Raw genomic sequence first — 17,496 nt, forward strand, 5'->3', positions numbered from 1 at the left:
CAGCACTATGGGTGGCCTGCTCGACTCTTGAGGCTTCAGCGGTGAGGTGAGGTCAGAGCGGTGCGGTCGCGGCGTATACAACGCGTGAGGTGACCGTCTCCGTCCCGTCAGGGGCATCCGCGTAGAGCATCTCCTCCTCGATGATCATCAACCGCTGCTGGCCGCCGTTGGCCGGAACGGTGACTTGTCCTGTCCACGTCGCAGTGGTCCCAGTCACTGAGCGCGCCAGTTTTGTGCTGGTCCCCTCAACCGGCTGCCACCGCAGGACCTCGTCGGCGACTGCGGGGTCCGCCCGCTGGACCGACACCGTCACCGCCGGTAACTCGCTGTCGTCCTGGGCGTTTGTTCCTCGTCCTTGCACTCCTGTGTAGCTTGGGCCGGCCACTGTGACCGTCCGTATCGACTGGTTGTTTAGCACCGCCGTTACGGTTGCAGTCCGGTCCGGTACCGGTTGCACGATGTCGGCGAGCACAATCGGCGACAACGCACACCGGGGCAGCGAGTTCGGTTGATAACGCACCAGCGACAGACGCACGAACGGCGCGTATGCCTCGCCCGTGTCGACGTCGATGTCCGCGAACCACCGTTTGGTTTCTTCGTCGTACTGGGGCGCGACGGCGACCACGCTGACGGTCCCTACGGCCGGCGCACCGACGAGGGGCAGTCTCTCGGCGATTATCGGATTCCCGCGGAAGCTCGTTGGTCGCAGGTTGCGGAGAGGTGCGCTCCCGCGAATGAGGTCCTGCCCGATAAGGGAGACAAATGGGTAGTCCGACCCTTTGGGTGAGATGACTTCGCTGCCGATAACCACGCCCAGCAGTTCCCCATCCCCTGACGACCACCAGCCGCGGCCCATCCAGATCCGCAGGCCCCCGCCCTGCCGTCGGATCACCCGGCTGCCGTCTTCTTCGCTGGCGCTCCATCCCATCGTGGGCATGACGTAGTGCAGGTCGGGCAGCTTCGGGGGTGCCGAGTTGGGCACATCTACGGAGTACACGTCACTGGTTACCGACAGGCGTTCCTTTTGGTCGATCCAGCTAGCAGGGAAGTCCTCTCGGAAGGGCGTGGTCGCGGTCAGCGCATAACTCACCCGGCGGTATCTTGTGTCGCCGAACTGGTGCGGCTTCATCAGCCTCTGCTCCCGCTCGCCTGTCTGTTGCGTGTCGAAGGTCAGTTCCTTGCCGTCGCGGAGCCGATAGGCCGCGGGCAGCCCCTCTGGTACCAGCGCCGAGGCGTCCATCGGCATGCTGAGCACGGTCATCCGAGCGGACAACCTGCGTGGGCCGTCCTCGCGCGCGTCGTCGACCGGTTCGGTCCAGGAGGCGTCCAGGTCCACCTTCACGGTGGAGGCTCCGTGAAGGTAGGCCGTTCCCGCGACCTCAGCGTGTGTGGCTCCCTGCTGGCGGCTCACCCGGACGCCGTCCCATTCGGGCACCATCAAGGGGTGCTGCACGGCGTGCACCAGCTCGAGGTCGTGCCATGGCGTCGTGAGCCAGCAGCGATTCTCCTTCATCGCGGTGATGACCCGGTCGAGCTCGGCCCCTCCCAGCTCCTCCTCGCACCACCGTGCCATCCCCATCAGGCTCAGGTCGGCCAACTCGGAGGCCATCCGCACCCGTGCGGTCCTCGCCTGCGGAAGGCTGACAGTCAGCACCCGAGTCTCCTCGTCCCATTCGGGCGGCCCGTCGCCACCGACGAGCCGGAGCCGCAGAGGCTGTGCTTTCCACCAGATGCCGTCCGCGGTATCGAAGGACAGTCGGAAGGGCTCGCCTTCGGGTGTCCCCGGCAGGCCCCGGAAAATCACCCCGACGGCAAGCGGATCGGGCAGGTAGGGCAGCTCCAGCTGATCCACAGCGTGCACGACGTACCCTCCTCCGGTCCCGTCTGGGGTGGGGATCCCTACAACTTTCGCACCTGGGGCCTCAGGGTCGTTGAAGCTCCCCTTCTCCCGCCTTGCAATCTCATAGGCGCCGCGGATGCCCGCTACCCGTTCCGGGCTCGGGGGCGTACGGTCTGAACCCATGGCCAGGTCGAACATCCCGTGCTTCTCGGTCAGGTCGTAACTCGCCTTCGGCGGCGCCAGATGCCGCACGTCCTCGGGTGTGTAGCCCGGATGATCGGGGAACTCGGTGTTGAACTGCTTGGCGTAGTCGCCCGGCTCGGTGCCGATGTCGCTGCGGATCACGAGGCGGTGCAGCGAAGCGCCCTCACGATATGCCGCGTAAGGCACCGCTACGGGCGCTGACACCGGTTCGAACCGCAGGTAGGGAGCCACCTTGAGGTCGCCGACCCCCAGCGCGTCGGCCTCCCGGAGTGTCGGACCACCTCCGACTAGATCAACCTCGCGCAGCCGCACACGGTAGGAGCGGCCGAACCGGAGGCGTGGCAGCGAACCGGGCACAACCACTGAGGTGAAGCTCAGACCCATTGCTGTCTGCGGGTCATTGGGCACGGTCGCAGGCAGCGTCTCGGGCCGGTCCGGGTCGGGAGCGTCGGCGTGCCGTGACAGCGGCGCCCCGGCGCGTGGGGCGGACAGGCTCCAGCCGTCCCATGACACCAGCACCTCATGGACGTACAGCTCGCCGTCCGGGTCCGGTTGCTGGCCGGGAGGGGTGAGCCGTTCGGCGAGGCTGACCAGGACCTGCCCCTCGCCGGTAGTCGGTGCCAGCCCTGGCGCATACTTCTGCGCGGTGGCCGAGAGGACGCGTTCGTGCAGGGAGTGCCACACTCCGGTCTGCTCGTCGAACACGTCGAGCCGGTAGCCGCGGACGAGATCCTCGGCGTAGAGCTGCGCGGCGCCGCCCTCGATGACGCTGTTGACGGTGCCGCTGTGGCTGAACTCGGCCTGCAGCAGGTCTGCCCGGCCGGTCTGCACCAGCGCCAGACCGGCAGTGCGCAGGGTGCTCAGGCCCGCGTCCTCGGGCTGGCTGAGGGCGGCGCCCTCCGCCGCGGGTGGCGGGGTGGTCACCGTCGTTGCGGTCGCGATCGTCTTCAGGGCGCCACCATCGACATCGACCTGGGTAATGGTGAAGCCCATGGACATCAGCGGCACGAGGCCCTCGGGCACGGTAGCGTCGTGCATCTCGCGCGCGGCCACGAAACGCCCTCCCACTCTCGTGAAGGCGGTATGGTGGGCGACGCTTTCTCGCACCACAGCGTCGGCCGGGTTGGGTGGTGGCATTGTCGGCGTCGCGGTGAGGAATCCGGTCGGTCCGGGGACGGCTTCGGCGGGAACCGCGAGGTCGACGGCCAGTCCGAGGCGGCGCCGCAGCTCGGGATAATCCTCGAGGGCGCCGAGCATCTGGTGAAAATCGACGGAGGCACGGTAGTGCTCGCCGTCTGTGGGCATCTCGCGCGGCTCGGTCTCAGGGGAGGAATGGAAGAGCGCGGCGCGCTCGACCTCGAAGACGGAGCCCGGTGCCAGTGGGTGGATAGCCGGGCCGCCGTGGATCCCCGCCGCCCAGCGGTGGGCGGCTTCGGCGCGGGCTTCCGCGAGTATTCGATCGGCGGCGGCGGACACGCCGATGTGCCGCTCGATCTCGCCGTAGCGGCTCTGGCCTGGCTGGAAGACCTCCGACAAGAGCTCGTCGAGTCCGGGCACGAAGGGCTCGACCCTGTGCTGGGTCTGGCGTTTGGGCAGGTTGTCCGGTGACACGGCGGCGGTGCGTGAGTAGAGGCGCTTGAGCTGGTCATGCACCCTGACCACGTCAAAAGTGACCACAGGCCGGTCGGCCAGGTGGGGGAACTGCCACGTTTTGACTGGCGTGTCCGGACCGAAGAGCGCCGCCCACAGGTCGGCATCGGGCCCCGGACTGACAACCTCGGCTGGCAGGTCGAGGCCGTCGGCATCAACCTGCCATGTAATGGACGCAACGCTGGTCGGCCAGATGAGCAGGTCGGGAAAGAGCGCCAGGGCGGTGCCCTCATCTGTGCACAGCCGGGGGGACATGCTGGCGGTGACACGGAGTCGCCCGTCGGGCAGCACCCCACCCGGAACGGTGATCCACTGCAGCTTCTGTTCCGTGGTCATGCCACCTCCAGTGCGTAGGCGAGGCAGTAGTCCTGCCAATCGTCGGGGGACAGAACCTGCTCGAGGGTAGGGTCACCGGCGGGCCCAGCGAACCGCTTCTCGACCGAGAGCTTCACGCTCGTGCTGAAGCACAACACCTTTACCGAGACAGTGAGGCTCGCTTGGCCCCAGATCTCGTTGCGGCCAGCTCCCTTGTCCCGGTAGGTGAAGGCCAGATAGAACTCCAATGAGACGCTGATTAGGCCGAGGACCTCGAGGAAGCCGCCGCACCGGAAGTAGCCGGTGAGTTCGTTCCCCTTAGTCTCGGACAGTTTGAAGTAGACGCCGGCCATGACGTAGACACCGCCGCTGGCAACCCCAAGGTTGAGCGAGATGTTGCCCCCGAATTCGATGCTCGCCTCGATCTCCTCGACCCCGGCGGCGCTGACGCCGAGAGCGAAGAACCCTCCACCTCCGAAGAGGGTCACGGTGACGAGGAAGGGGTTTTCGCGCGAGGACAGCGCGAACCGCAGCCCGGCCGGCTTGCCGACGAACGGCAGCGAGAGAACCGCCGACAGTGACAGGTTTTGCAGTGAAAACACTCCTACGCCGCAGGTCGGGATGCCCAGGCTGAACCCGGCCTTGATCCCCTCCGGTCCCACGGAGATGGCGGGCGGGTCGCTGAACCCGTCGGCCGGAAGGAGCGTGCGGATGGTCTCGATGAACTTGAGCGCCCCCACGAACTCCAACCCGACGCCCTCGGCGGTGACATCAGGCTTGCGCCCGGGAAGCGAGACGAATTTCATCGTGCCCATGGACAGCTGGACCACGCCAGCGAGCGTCAGGCTGAAGCCACGCAGTTCCCCGGTGACCGTCGTCTTGGGCGGCGTGCCGTCAAGCCGGGTAACCGTTGCCACGTCCAGCAGGAATTGCGCCTTGCTGAGCTCGAAAACGGGCTTCAAGGGAGGCGATACCTTCAGCTGGGGCTTCCAGACAAGCCGGGTGACGTTGGCCACCGGAAGCCCGTCGGGTCCGGGCACCGGTCGGGTCCGGATGACCGGGGTCGGGATTTTGGCATCGGCGTCTCTCAGGGCGGCGTCGAGGTCCGCGTCGGACGTTCCCCCAGGCCGTTCCGGCATCGGTGGTCCTATCTCTGCGAGCAGGTCCGCGAGGTCGACCGTGCCGAACAGCTTCATCCCGGCGAACAAGGACTTGAGCAAGGCAGTGGGAACCGGGCCCGCCATCAGGGCCGGCATCGCCCCCATCGTCGCTGACAGCGCATCGAGCTTGATGGCAGGAGTGGCCACACCACCGCCGCTGGCGGCGTGCACAGCGAAGGGAATCTCCGGGTAGGTTGCAAAAAGCCCCGCCGGGTTCGCCGCCGGGGCCAACCCGTGTTCCAGGAAGGTGGGGGCCAGACGCACCTCCACCGTCTGCGGACGCCCGGTAAGCTCCTCGACGGCGCGGAGGTGAATCCCGGCCACCACCGACTGGGGAAGCCACCCGGGAAGATAGTCGGGCGGGAGAGCCGCTCGATCCCGTACCTTGACCAAGTCGAAGGTTAGGTATTCGGTCGGGGCGGTGGTGGCGTCCGGCTGGCCGGGCAGTGCCTCTGCGAGGGCTAGATGTTGCGCGTGCGCCTCTGCAGTGCGGTTGGGCGCCGGCGCGCTGTTGAACGTGCTGATGATGCTGTCGGCATTACCGACGGTGGAGTAGGGAATGAAGAGCATCGGCTTGGTCAGGCTGACCCGTCGATCCTCGCCGTCGATGCTGTCGAAATCGAACCGGACCAGTTGGCCGGACGCCTTGATCCACAGGGGCGAGCCAAGTGCGCGGTCGATCTCTTCCTGCGCGGTCTCACCGCCGAAAGAGATCCCTAGGTCGATCTTGGGGGTCTCGAGGGTTCGCAGCTCGATCGTGCGCAGCGGCATCTCGCGACTGCCCGAGGAGTAGCCGGGCGCCAACAGACGATAGTCGAGGAAGGGTTGGGTGACGACGATCCGGTAGTACTGCCGCAGGACGGTCCGGGTACCGAAGACACCAACATTGCCATGGGGGCCGGGTTCGGTACCCAGGGACACCGGCTCGAACCGACGCTCCGTGACCTTAACGATCGAGGCGCGGTGACCGGTATCGAGGAAGCCGCGCCGAACGACCTTGACGAACTGGTCGCGCCCAAGGCCAGTGATGTGCTCGTAGGCCTGCACGTTGGGGACGATGACCCCGAGCCGCTCCAAGTCTTCCGGGTTCTGGTCGTTTCGGGGGAAGTCGAATGCCCCCAGCACGTGGTGATGTGCTCCGAGCGAGGTAAGTGTAACGTGCTGGGCAGTCAGCGTGGCGGGCGGGGGCACCAGCGGGCCCGACCTGCTCAGCCGGCGACTGATCAACACCCACAAGAGAGGCGAGAGCCGCAGTTCGCGGAAGGACTTAGCCGCGTTGCCAAAGTCACTGGTCAGGGTGACAAGGTCGGCAATCTCGCTGGCCGAGAGCGATGTGAGGAACGGGTCGGTGTCGCGGCCCCAGATCGCGCGCAACTCGGGGTGCGCGCCGGACAGCCGAGTGTGCCAGAGCTCGGTCACGCCGTCTACGGCGTGCGGTGTGCTGCGGTGCGTCCATCTGTGGTCACCAACCGGTGATAGGACCAGACGGTAAGCCAGTTCCAGAGCGGTAACGTCTGCGGCTGGCGGGGTAGGACGGGCCGCCCCGGCGCTAGTCGGTGTGCCGGGTGGGTGCGCGTGAGGCGCCAAAACAGGGCGCAACGCTGCCCAGCCGAGCAGTCCAGCGACGGTGAAGGGGATACCAGGCCCGTCCAGAGGGACGTCAAATGCCAGCCGGCTTGGCGACGCCGCCATCGACCGCACCGGCACTGGAGTGACGGGCGCGTTCTGCGTCTCCGACTCCAGAAATGCCTGTTCGGCGATGTGCTGAGGCTGGAAATCGAAGACGACCCGTCCAGGAGTCGCCGGATCGACAACATGCAAGGCCCCGTCGTTCTCGAGGGCGAGATTGGTCAGAGTTATGTCCAGGACCAGCAGATCCTGGGTTCGGAGCACACGCAGAGTAATGGTTTCAACAGCCACAACACCCTCCTCAAACTACCTCGCCATCTGAGCCCAGTGCTCCCCGGAGGCAGGATGACCTAAACAAACGTGGCACCCACCTCGGCGCGGAAATGGGTTGGCTTATGCGCCCCAGCTGGGGGCCAGGCAGCATCAATGGCCGCCTCGCCTTGCCCAGCCAATGCAACGAGTCGATCTGACAGACCTCCCAGTTCAACCATCCGCTACACCGTCAACGGGATGGCGACCTGCACGCTGGTAGGATCGCCCAGGCTCAGCGGACTGGTTCCTTCATGCACCGGATCGAATGAGTAGACAAGCCGCTGCTGCAGATACACCTCATACGCGGGGAAGCCGTCGTGGGTCCCCATCAGGCTGTAGGTGAAGGCGGGAACCCCAGTCGCCGAGACCACGAGGTCAAGCTGACAGTCGATCGCGGGCGCTAACGCCTCAAGCGGGTTTATGCCGTTGACACTAAATGAGACGCGAATATTCTTGATCAAGCCAAAGGGGTCTGCAGGTTCGAGCCGACCAGTGACGTTGAGGGCATCGTCCGTGACGACCGCCGTCGCAATGCCGTTTGGAAGCGCCTCCGTGCCTAGCAACGGGTTCTTCTGGATCTCCTTCCACCAGTACGGCTTCCCCCAGACGTCGACGAGCTTGTCCTTCGTGTACCAGCGGCTTTCGCCGAACATTCTGCGCTTGACGCGAATCGGCGTTATCGTAGTGGGCGAATCATCTATCTCCACCCACAAATCTGCCCTGGCGGTGCCTTCCCCGTAGCTGAAGCCGCGATCGTCCCCATCGAATCCTACGTCGCCGACGACCGGTAGAGGGATGGTCACGGCACGGGACGGAATGAATAAACGCAGGCGAGCATCGATCATCCTATCGGCTCCTGCTGGAAGCCAAGTTGCAGTTGCTGGAAGCGGTTGATCGCCCCGATCGCCTTCAGGCCAACAAGCCCACCTACCTGCAGAGACGGATTCGAGCCACCGAATCTAGCATCGACGTGATTGAGCAGCATCTGCACCGTGAAGACATCGTCTAGAACATTGGTGCCCCCGTCACCGACGCTCGAGGACAAGCCGCTTACGCTCATCGTTTCTGCCTCCCATGGATACAGTGAATTGTGGCTGCGTCTGGCTGCCCCAGCGCAAAGTACGTCGGCACCGACGTCGACATCGTTTTCCTTTCTACGGATAGGATTTTTCTTTCATTGGTGGGTATCAAAATGGTCTGGCCATTTCACAGTGAAAGGTGTTCCGCGTAGACGAAAAGCAGCCGACTACTTAGGTTCCTTGATATTGGAAAACACCCAGCGTTACGGCGGCGTTACTGGCGGGCGCCATGTTCTGCTCCAGCGGTCAGGTGGCTAAGGGCGGGGACCAGCTCTTGCTTACACGTGTGGTTTGCAGCTTCAGCTGTCATGCACACGTTGCGATATCGTTTATCTTGTCCCCCTTGATCCATTTGATTTGGGGCTAGGGCACACCCGAGCCTGACGTCAGGCGTCAGTGGAAATAGTGTGTAAACAGGTCTTCGTAGACGAACTAGACGACTTGTGGCATCCCGTCTGGAGGTCATCCTGACAGGACGGTATAGCCCTCTGCATTGGAAACGGTGGTATGAGCCGTCCATCGGCGTTCTTTCGAGCACGTCTTTTGGACGGCTACACGTGTGGAATTTTCAGGGGCAAAATTTGCTTAACCGGCCAAGCTTCGGGATTACGGCGGCATGACATGCAGCCCAGATTGGTTGAAAAGCCTCTGCTGCGTTGATACCTTGTTTCGCTCCACCCGACGAGTGTTCAACGTACTTCAGCCAATTTTTCTGTCCCTGCTCAGGATCTTTGTACAACTCCTTAAGGGATCGTGCACAACTGGCCGTCCCTTGGGTGGCACCAAGTGCGGCCTTCAATCGATCAGCAAGATCGGTTTCATGCGTGATTTTTGCAGCGTCCGAGGCGGCTTCTTGTCCGCTCTTGACGCAACCATAGATTGCCCCAGCGACGGGGCTGGAAGCCTTCAGTTGCCGCTTTCGTACGAATTCACGAACACCTTCATCAAGATTTCCTGACTCTGCGTTGATATCCAGGTTTTCCAACGCCAGCTTCTGACTTATCCAGCCAGAGGTGAGAGTTGGCTCGGGTGCCCAGGCGATCTGGTCCGGCCATTCCGAAATGGACGGTGTCACTATCTCCCCCGGCACCACATAGGTTAGTTGCTGTTGTCCGCCCCCTATTAGGGTTCGAAAGAAGGTTGCTTCGCTGGTTGGTTGAGGATTCTCGGCGAAACTCCAACTAATGGTGGGCGCCATAACCCAGACTTGGTTGGTGTTGTTATACAACACGTAGTCTCCGTTGGCTGTGGACCGGCAAAGGTTAAAGCCAGTAAAAATGCTGCTGTAGTCCTGATCCTGGGCATAAAAGGGTGTGCCGGGAGCCCCGTATTTGTAGTGATCGTAAGCTGCGCTGGGACAGGGTCCCGCCTGCTGCACGGGTTCAGGAGCATCGGTCGGCTCCTCGGCGACCGGCGGTACTGCGATGCCGGGTGAACCCGTGCTCTGATCTTTCGCTTTCTCCTCGCAAGAGGTTGTCGCTGCCCCAAGGACGAGGGCCAATGCTGCGGTTAGTGCCGCACTCCTGTTTTTCTGCACAGAAAGCATATCCGTTACCGCCTTATGACGACGCGGTGGTAATCATGGTACGCCTGCAGTTGCCGTGGCGGTAGGACGTGACAATCCGGGCTTGAATCGGCAGTAAATCACTGTGCAGAGCGTGAAAACACTTGTCTAGTGTGTGGCACGAGTATCCGGCTACGAGCACCAGGCTCATGCTCAGTACCCGGACTCGACGCATGCCAGAAACAGGGTAGCGAAGGTCTTGCTTTATGGCGGGCTTTCGCCCATTCTTCGAGAACCGGGCGACGTCCCCGGGTCAACTCAAAGGAGAGACCATGACCACCGAAGAGACTGTAACCGAAATTACCCGACCTCTTAGTTTTGCGACCGCCGCTAAGCGGGACGCAGTTCAAGAATTCGTTGAATCCCTTGCCCGTGATCCCCGAATTGAGGCATCAATCTCGGTACAAGAAACCTATGAAAAACGCCCCAAACTTCCACCAGGACACCACGGCATCGGTGTCGTGGAGTTCTTTATTATCATCGCGGGAGCTGCGTATCTGGTCAGACTGGTCGCTGAGATTATTGAAGACCTTGGACGCACCGGAGGAACCGTTATCGACGCGAGCGGAGATGGGCAACCCAAGGTTTACACAGATCCGAACTTGCCAGATGACTCAGTCACCATTCTGTCCACGGACGAGAAGAAGGTAACCTACACGCCGCAAGAATCGGTCTTTGAGACCCTGATGGCTGTCCTCAAAGAGGTACTCATCTCTGTGCTCTCGGGGGCTAAAGACAAGGCCAAGGATATAGCCGAAAAAATTAAGGATGTCGTGGTGGAGCGCGGTGGTTCTGAAGAAGAAGTCAAGGTCTCATAGTTTCGCCCTGCTATTGAGCGCTCACCACAAGGTCGTAGAGTTTGGCTTAGCTTCGCCGTCTGGGTACTTGCGCTCATGAAATTGACGACCAAGGCCTTCCTACGAAGTCAAAGTGGGCCAAGATTCCGGTCAGAGTACTTTAGAAAAGCCCTTCAGGGGGAGGATCGCACGGTAGAGCTTTTAGCTTGTTCGCCGCGTGGCCGCCGGCGACGGGTTTGCAACCTTTGAAGGATCCGTCGGCGGAGAGAAGGACGCCCATGTGGTGGTCGGCGTGGTCTCTCCACCAGATGCTCATGCCGGTTGAGGCGTCGAGGCGGAGGAATTCCCAGGACCGCCAGAGGGCTTCGAGGCGACTGATGGCTTCTTCGTGTTTCCACCAGGATGGGCACCACGTTCGGTCTGTTCCGCTGAGGCTGCGTCGGTAGGCCGGGGAAAGCTTTTCCTGGACGAAGCTGACCAGGTCCGGTACACCAGTTCCGGCTCCTGTTCGGGTTCAGCTTCTGCCGGGTCCGGCGATCCTGATGGTTCGACAGGCAGCTCCGGGTCATCGTCCCATTCGCCCAGGTCACTCATCTGCTGCGCTCCGGCTGGATGCTGCGGCGGTAACCCAGGGATTCACCATCTCAGCGGCAGCGGTATCCACCGTTGCTGGACGCTTGGAAGGGTCGTGGGCGGCGATGGAGGCCCGGATTTTGGTGTCGTGTTTGCCGCCCATCCAGGGCACTGTTTCCAGCAGGGCTGCCGGGGCGCCGGAGGCGAACATGATGGCGCTGGGTGTTTGGAGGCGTCCGCTGCGGGAGTGGACGGCGAGTTCTTCGGCCGCTTCGACCGTGGCCACCGTTAGGGCGGTGACCAACGCCCGGTTCCAGATGGCGTTTGCAGTCTCGGCGGGCATATACAGCAAGAGCCACGCCATGCCGTCGCGGTCCGGACTGTACTCCATCCGCCGGTCGGCGGCACACTTGGTGTGGCGTTTTTCAAGAGTTTCGGGGTGGTGGCGTTCGCGCCACGTCCTCACTTTGGTGCGGAAGCGTGCGGGGACCAGGTCGCCCTCGGCGGCTCCGCGGGCGGAGTTGGGGGCGAAGGGGTCCAGGAAGTGGGCGGCCAGGGCGGCGGCCCCGGCGGAGCCGAGGCAGTTCGTTTCGTCAGCCAGGATTTTGGCATGCTGCCAGGCAATTGTCCCGCTGGACAGGGCGTCCATGGCCAGCGGAAGGGAGGAGAGCTGCCGGGCCTGGCTGACCAGCGCACCGGCCGCCGCGGAGCTTGACGGTCAGGACACCAGCGATTTCCGCTATGGCGGACATTTCGGTGCAGTTCCGCTCGTGCACAGGCGCGTCCGGCGGGGTAATGGCGTGCTGAACGTCGACGGCCTCAGCTGCGTCCTGGGCCTTGACCGCGGCGAGCTCCCCTTCCAGCCGATTTACTGCCGCTAACCGTTCCAGGCGAATTTCGTACCGGCGCTGCAGCACATCCTGTTCGGCGCCGGTGGCAGGTACCGGCCCTCCAGCCTCAAGGCGGGCGCCCTTCAGGAACAAGGCTGCCACGGAGGTAATAGAGGCACGAATGCCCTCCATCACTGCCGCCGTTCCCACGCCGTTTCCCATACCCACATCATCCATCGGGGCACTGACAATTTTGAGTGCTGTACCGGCGGTCTTGGCTCAGACGCAAGCGGGTGGCCAGTAACTCTTTCCCTGCTGCAGTTGCAGATCAGTCACCCACCCGCCGCGTCGGAGGACTCCGGCAAGATTCAGGTCATTGCCGACCACGACGACGTCCGCCGGCATCCCGGAGCGCAGGTCACCTACCTGTCGTGACAGTCCCAGGACGGCTGCGGGGACAGCGCTCGCAGACGTCACCGCGTCACGCAAAGAAACGCCGGCGGCCACCGCGGTCCGGACCACGTCCAGCAGCGTGGCCGTTCCGCCGGCGATTGCACCGGTGCCGTCCACCCGGGCCACTCCGCCGTCAACCGTTACGGCCACCGTGCCCAGCTTGTACTGGCCGTCCTGCAAGCCGGTGGCCGCCATGGAGTCGGTGACCAGGGCTATATTGTCAGCGCCAACGAGTTCGAAGACCGTCTTGACCGTCTCGGGGGCCAGGTGGACGCCGTCGGCGATCAGTTCGACGACGGCCGTCCCGGCGCGGGCCGCGCTGAGGCAGGCGGAGACGGGCCCGGGGGAGCGGTGGTGCATCGCGGGCATGGCGTTGAAGAGATGGGTGACGGATGGACGCTTCCCACTGAAGCCCGCCCCTGGTGATGCTTTCGAAAGTCCGGCGGCTGCCCGCTTCAGGAACATGGCGGCTGACTGGTGATCCGCTGCGGCGTGCCCCAGCGACGGAACGACCCCGCGGGCGGCCAAAAGGTCCGCTAAATCCAGGGCTCCGGGAAGTTCTGGGGCCAGGGTCACGGAGGCCAATGTGGGACCCGCCACCTCCAGCAGTTCAGACAAGAGCCCGGCGTCGGGTTCCAGCAGCAACGCAGGGTTGTGCGCTCCACACTGCCCGGCAGAGAGGAAGGGCCCCTCAAGGTGGGACCCGGCGATCAGCCCCTCTTCGGTCACGGTCCGTAGTGCCTGTAGGTTGCGCAGCAGTTCTGCGGGCACTGCCGTGACCAGGCTGGCCAGCAGTGTGGTGGAGCCACGGCTGTGGAGGTAGCGGGCCGCATCACGCGCGCCTTCCACCGAGCCGTCCGAGAAGTCAGAGCCGTGGGCACCATGGCAATGCAGGTCCACGAGCCCCGGGAGCAGCAGGCGCCCTGCAGCGTCGCCGTCATCACCGGGGCGCCCGGCAGGGCCCTTCTCCCCGGGAAAGCCTGACACCGGCCCGGCATAGGTGATCCGGTCGCCGTCCACTGCCACCAGGCCGTCCTCGACGTCCATGCTCGCGCTCACGATGTGGCCCCGAAGGACAATCTCTGCACCCATGGTCACCGTGTTCCGTATTCCGTCCGCACCTGCAGGTATGGCAAACCGCCGCATCCCATGAGGCAAGGAGAGCTGCTGTTTCGGATTATTGCAGACGGACGGTGCCACCGCTCCCGGTCACCCCGGCAGCCTGCGTCGCAAGCCGGGGGCGCGGTGCTGCAGTTCCACCCGCAACAAAGGATGGGAAATTTCCCATCTCCGTCCAAAACCCTTTAGTGTAGGAAACACTAAGCATGCTTCCTATTTCACTTAAGGGGTTCTACCTGATGCGAAAAGTACCCGCGCTTGGACTGATGACTGCAGCAATGATCGCCCTGGCGGGCTGCACGGGCGGCGGCGGTGGAGCCGCCACTCCCAGCGCTACCGGGACGGCGAGCGCCTCGGCCAGCCAGACGGCGGAAGCCAAGGTTTACACCGAGGATGAGCTCCGCGAGCTGATCTCGGGAATGAAGGACGAAGACGGCAACGAGCTGAAGCTGTACTCCAAAGAGCAGGTAGACCAGGGCGGCAACATCGCCAACCTCCTTTTGAGCACGGCAACCGTGGACCCCGTCGACTGCAAGGACATCGCCACGGCGGGCCTGCTGGACTCGGTGGAAAGCGGCGAGATCGCCGTCGCGCTCTCCGAGGGCGACCAGCCCCGTACAATCTCCGCGCAGTCGGGCAGCGACGGGCCCGGTGCCGTCGAAGTTCTGGACGAAATCAGCGGCAAGATGGACCAGTGCGATAAGTTCTCCGTCACCGCGCTGGGCCAGACCTATGAGGTCACCAGCGAGGAGCTCCAGGCCAAGACGGACGCCGAGAAAACTTTCGGAACGCTCAGCACCCGCAGCGGCGAGAACCAGGAAAAGCTGATGCAGGTCTCCGCCGCACAGGGCAAGCTGCTGGTTGTTGCCACCAAGAGCGGCGCAAACTTGGGCGATCCGGACCAGAAGGAGCTCGAGGACCTCATCGATGAGGTGCTGGAGAAGGCCGACGGCGGCAGCGCAACTTCCAGCCCGACGTCCACCAGCACGTCCGGTACAGCGGGCACCTCCTCACCGAGCGGATCGGCATCACCGTCCGCAACCGAGACCGAACCGTCCGCCACCGAGACCGAAACGGAAAGCGCCGAGACGTCCTCCGCTTCACCGACTTCGTCGCGCTAAAGGATCGCGCGGAAGAGTCGGGTTAGAGTAGGCAAAGGCGGGCGGACCCCAAGGGTCCCGCCCGCCTTTTCCCATGTATGCCAGGTGAAAGGCAGGAGCATGACCAGTTCAAATGAGGAGCCCGGGAACACGGCTGACCTTCGCGGCCCTGGTGATCCCGACGAGGCCAAGCACGTGACGGAGGCGCCGCAGAGCGGCCAGCACCCGGAGCTGCCAGGTGCGAGCAATATCCGTGAGGAGCAGCAGGGGCATGCAGCCGGAACCGTGCCGGCGTCGTACTCCGGCAGTGGCGGGCCGCCCCAGGAGCACAAGCCCGAGGAAGCACTGCAGGAGCCGGGAACCTGGGACGACGAAGTCTGACATGATCACCCGGGCCGATGTGGAGCACGCGGCACACCGAACCGCCGGCCTCACCCGCCTGACGCCGGTCCTGCAGGCGGCCCCGGGCGCCTTCCAGGGCGAGGTGTGGTTCAAATGCGAGTTCATGCAGCACACCGGGACCTTCAAGGCACGGGGAGCGCTGAACCGCATCCTCGCCAGCAAGGAACGCGGAGAGCTGAAGCAGGACGCCGGCGTGGTGGTGGCCTCCGGTGGAAACGCCGGCCTGGCCAACGCCTACGCCGCAGCCCTGCTGGGTGTCCCGGCAACGGTGTTTGTCCCCGCTGCCGCGCCGGCTGTGAAGGTGCAGAAGCTTAGGGCAATCGGAGCCACGGTCATCCAGGGCGGCGCCGAATACGCTGAGGCCTACCAGTCTGCTGTGGCCCACGCCCGGGAAACCGGTGCTGTTTATTGCCACGCTTACGATCAACCCGAAATCGCAGCCGGAGCCGGAACCGTAGGGACGGAACTGCTGAAGCAAATAACCGGGGTGGATACGGTGCTGGTTGCGGTGGGCGGGGGCGGGCTGATGGCCGGAGTCGCCGCAGCAGTGGAAGGCCACGCGCAGGTGGTGGGGGTCGAGCCCGAAAACGCGCCAACACTCCATGGCGCCCTTGCCGCTGGTGAGCCCGTTGACGTAGCAGTTTCCGGCATCGCTGCTGACTCCCTGGGAGCCCGCCGCATCGGCGACATCGGCTTCTCGGTCGCGGTCCGCACCGGCGTCGAAAGCGTCCTGGTGTCCGACGCCGACATCGTCAGTACCCGGGCGCTCCTGTGGAACGAGTACCGGGTGATTGTGGAACACGGCGCTGCCGCGGCATACGCTGCCCTGACCTCGGGCGCTTATGTGCCGAAGCCGGGCGAGCGCGTGGCAGTGGTTCTCTGCGGGGCAAACACAGACCCGGCCACCCTTTAGAACGGGCAGCCGGGTCCAGGCGGAGGTTAGCGCTTAGCTGCAGAACTGGCTGTAGGTGCTGCCGGCCTGCTCGTAGCCGGCCTGGAGTTCAGTCAGCCTGGCCTGGTCCGGGGTTTCCTTGGCCTGCTCGTCCGTGTATTCGATGATCGACTGGAGAGCCGGCTTGAGCTCTGCGGATGCAACCGCGTGAATAGGGCGGATCTGGTTGGCCAGGCGGTTCATGCCCGTCTTGCCGGCGTTGTTCGCCGGGTTGGAAACAACGCTTTGGATGCGCTCGCAGGTTTCCGCGGTGCTGAGCTGGGTCGAAGCGGTGCAGGCCGTGGCGGAGACAACGAGTCCGGCGGCGATCAGGGCTGTGGCGAGTTTCTTCATGGGTCCCTCAGTAGTTGATTGAGGCTTCGATTGTAAGCAGAATCCGGAAGCCGGTGCTGGTCCGTGATCCCCGCACCAACGACTATGAAGGGGGCATCGGGCTCTGGCGGGCCCTTCGGCCAGTGCCTAAAATGGCAGCACCATCGTGCGGAGCTGCCGCAGATTGGGCCCCGCGCACCAGCCCAATCCAAGGAAGCATCATGCGCCGAGTACCACGCCGAACCGCCGTCGGAATCATTGCTCTTCTGGCCCTGCTCTCACCCGCTGCGCTGCCGGCGGTGGCCTCGCCGCCCTCCCGGGACGAAGTCATTATTCTCGACGGTGCCAAGTCCGCCGAAGGCATCGCCGCAGGCAAGGGGAAGACTTTCTATGCCGGGGAGCTGATGACCGGGGATATTTTCCGCGGCGATATTCGTGACGGGAAGGCCAAACGGTTTATTGACGTACCGGATGGGCGGATGGCTGTCGGGATGAAGGCGGACGTCCGGAACGATCTGCTGTTCGTGGCAGGCGGGGGCACCGGGAAGGCATATGTCTACAACACGGAAACCAAGGCCACGGTGGCGGAGCTCACGCTGACCACCAAGGCGGGCTCGTTCATTAACGATGTGGTTCTCACCGACGACGGCGCCTGGTTCAACAACTCAAAGTACGGTGAGCTGTACCAGGTCAAGGTCAGCCGGTGGGGCGAGGTGGGCAAAGCCGCCAGGACGCTGACCGTGAAGGGCGAGGCCGGAGCTGCCTTGGCACCTGCGGACTTTGGATTCAACGGCATCGCGTCCAGCAGGGATGACCGTGCGCTGATCGTGGCCCACACAAAAAACAAGGCCCTTTACACAGTCGATCCGTGGAGCGGCGAAAGCAACAGGATCAAAGGCCTGGATGTCGAGTTCGTAGACGGCATCCTCGTGAAGGGCAACAACCTGTGGGCGGTCCAGAACAGGCTCAACCAGATTGTCCGCGTCAAGCTTGCCGGTGACCTTTCGTCCGGCACCGTCCGGGACGTCATCACCAGCCCGGCGTTCAACGTCCCGACGACGATTGCCAAGTTCGGCAACACCCTTGCCGCTGTCAACGCGAAGTTCGGCGTGCAGCCCACCCCAACCGTCTACGAGGTAGTGCTGGTTCCGGCACGCGACTGACTGATCCCAGCTTCATCCCCGGGGGCATGGAGATTCCGGCCG

Annotated in this window: 15 protein-coding genes; 5 read left to right on the top strand and 10 right to left on the bottom strand. The window is 63.8% G+C overall.

The annotated features are described in order from the left end of the window. Nucleotides 1–52: 52 nt before the first annotated feature. The 5 genes from AC5RTE_RS14620 to AC5RTE_RS14640 all read right to left on the bottom strand — a co-directional run bounded on the left by AC5RTE_RS14620 (nt 53) and on the right by AC5RTE_RS14640 (nt 9,735). Nucleotides 53–4,030 carry a hypothetical protein gene (locus AC5RTE_RS14620; RefSeq protein ID WP_494042099.1) on the bottom strand — a complete coding sequence of 1,326 codons (3,978 nt, stop codon included), beginning with the start codon at nt 4,028–4,030 and terminating at the stop codon, nt 53–55. After that, a complete protein-coding gene (locus tag AC5RTE_RS14625; RefSeq protein ID WP_494042100.1) occupies nt 4,027–7,089 on the bottom strand; it encodes a hypothetical protein in 3,063 nt (1,020 codons plus the stop codon). The genes AC5RTE_RS14620 and AC5RTE_RS14625 overlap by 4 nt, the downstream gene beginning before the upstream one ends. A 203-nt stretch (nt 7,090–7,292) precedes the next feature. Further along, complete coding sequence (locus AC5RTE_RS14630) at nt 7,293–7,955, bottom strand: DUF3238 domain-containing protein (RefSeq protein ID WP_494042101.1); 663 nt, start codon at nt 7,953–7,955, stop codon at nt 7,293–7,295. Then, nucleotides 7,952–8,170: a hypothetical protein gene (locus AC5RTE_RS14635; RefSeq protein ID WP_494042102.1), complete on the bottom strand. Its 219-nt coding sequence runs from the start codon at nt 8,168–8,170 to the stop codon at nt 7,952–7,954. Before AC5RTE_RS14635 ends, AC5RTE_RS14630 begins: the two co-directional genes overlap by 4 nt. A gap of 587 nt (nt 8,171–8,757) precedes the next feature. Next, a complete protein-coding gene (locus AC5RTE_RS14640; protein ID WP_494042103.1) occupies nt 8,758–9,735 on the bottom strand; it encodes a hypothetical protein in 978 nt (325 codons plus the stop codon). 290 nt (nt 9,736–10,025) lie between these two features. Between AC5RTE_RS14640 and AC5RTE_RS14645 the strand changes: the two genes are divergently transcribed. Continuing rightward, nucleotides 10,026–10,571 (top strand): hypothetical protein, encoded by a 546-nt coding sequence (locus AC5RTE_RS14645; RefSeq protein WP_494042104.1) that lies wholly within the window; start codon nt 10,026–10,028, stop codon nt 10,569–10,571. Nucleotides 10,572–10,710: 139 nt separating this feature from the next. On the opposite strand, the gene AC5RTE_RS14650 is transcribed toward AC5RTE_RS14645, so the two are convergent. From AC5RTE_RS14650 to AC5RTE_RS14665, 4 genes are all read right to left on the bottom strand, one after another. Continuing rightward, complete coding sequence (locus tag AC5RTE_RS14650) at nt 10,711–11,031, bottom strand: DUF4913 domain-containing protein (RefSeq protein WP_494042176.1); 321 nt, start codon at nt 11,029–11,031, stop codon at nt 10,711–10,713. 105 nt (nt 11,032–11,136) lie between these two features. Beyond that, the gene (locus tag AC5RTE_RS14655; protein ID WP_494042105.1) at nt 11,137–11,772 is read right to left on the bottom strand and encodes a hypothetical protein; all 636 of its coding nucleotides are present in this window, start codon (nt 11,770–11,772) and stop codon (nt 11,137–11,139) included. Beyond that, a complete protein-coding gene (locus tag AC5RTE_RS14660) occupies nt 11,717–12,190 on the bottom strand; it encodes a hypothetical protein (RefSeq protein WP_494042106.1) in 474 nt (157 codons plus the stop codon). The genes AC5RTE_RS14655 and AC5RTE_RS14660 overlap by 56 nt, the downstream gene beginning before the upstream one ends. 42 nt (nt 12,191–12,232) lie before the next feature. After that, nucleotides 12,233–13,498 (bottom strand): N-acetylglucosamine-6-phosphate deacetylase, encoded by a 1,266-nt coding sequence (locus AC5RTE_RS14665; RefSeq protein WP_494042107.1) that lies wholly within the window; start codon nt 13,496–13,498, stop codon nt 12,233–12,235. 233 nt (nt 13,499–13,731) lie between these two features. On the opposite strand from AC5RTE_RS14665, the gene AC5RTE_RS14670 reads away from it, so the two are divergent. The 3 genes from AC5RTE_RS14670 (at nt 13,732) to AC5RTE_RS14680 (ending at nt 15,940) form a co-directional block, all read left to right on the top strand. Continuing rightward, entirely contained in the window at nt 13,732–14,646 is a 915-nt protein-coding gene (locus tag AC5RTE_RS14670; protein ID WP_494042108.1) for a hypothetical protein, read from the top strand. 99 nt (nt 14,647–14,745) lie between these two features. Then, entirely contained in the window at nt 14,746–15,006 is a 261-nt protein-coding gene (locus AC5RTE_RS14675; RefSeq protein WP_494042109.1) for a hypothetical protein, read from the top strand. A gap of 1 nt (nt 15,007) precedes the next feature. Continuing rightward, nucleotides 15,008–15,940 (top strand): threonine/serine dehydratase, encoded by a 933-nt coding sequence (locus tag AC5RTE_RS14680; RefSeq protein ID WP_494042110.1) that lies wholly within the window; start codon nt 15,008–15,010, stop codon nt 15,938–15,940. Between the two features lie 33 nt (nt 15,941–15,973). Here the strand turns inward: AC5RTE_RS14680 and AC5RTE_RS14685 are convergent, their stop codons facing one another. Next, nucleotides 15,974–16,312, bottom strand: coding sequence for a hypothetical protein (locus AC5RTE_RS14685; protein ID WP_494042111.1), 339 nt, complete (start codon nt 16,310–16,312; stop codon nt 15,974–15,976). Nucleotides 16,313–16,512: 200 nt separating this feature from the next. Here AC5RTE_RS14685 and AC5RTE_RS14690 point away from each other — a divergent pair, with 200 nt between their 5' ends. Beyond that, complete coding sequence (locus tag AC5RTE_RS14690; protein ID WP_494042112.1) at nt 16,513–17,454, top strand: SMP-30/gluconolactonase/LRE family protein; 942 nt, start codon at nt 16,513–16,515, stop codon at nt 17,452–17,454. Nucleotides 17,455–17,496: the final 42 nt, after the last annotated feature.

It is taken from the genome of Arthrobacter sp. K41 (assembly GCF_059089645.1).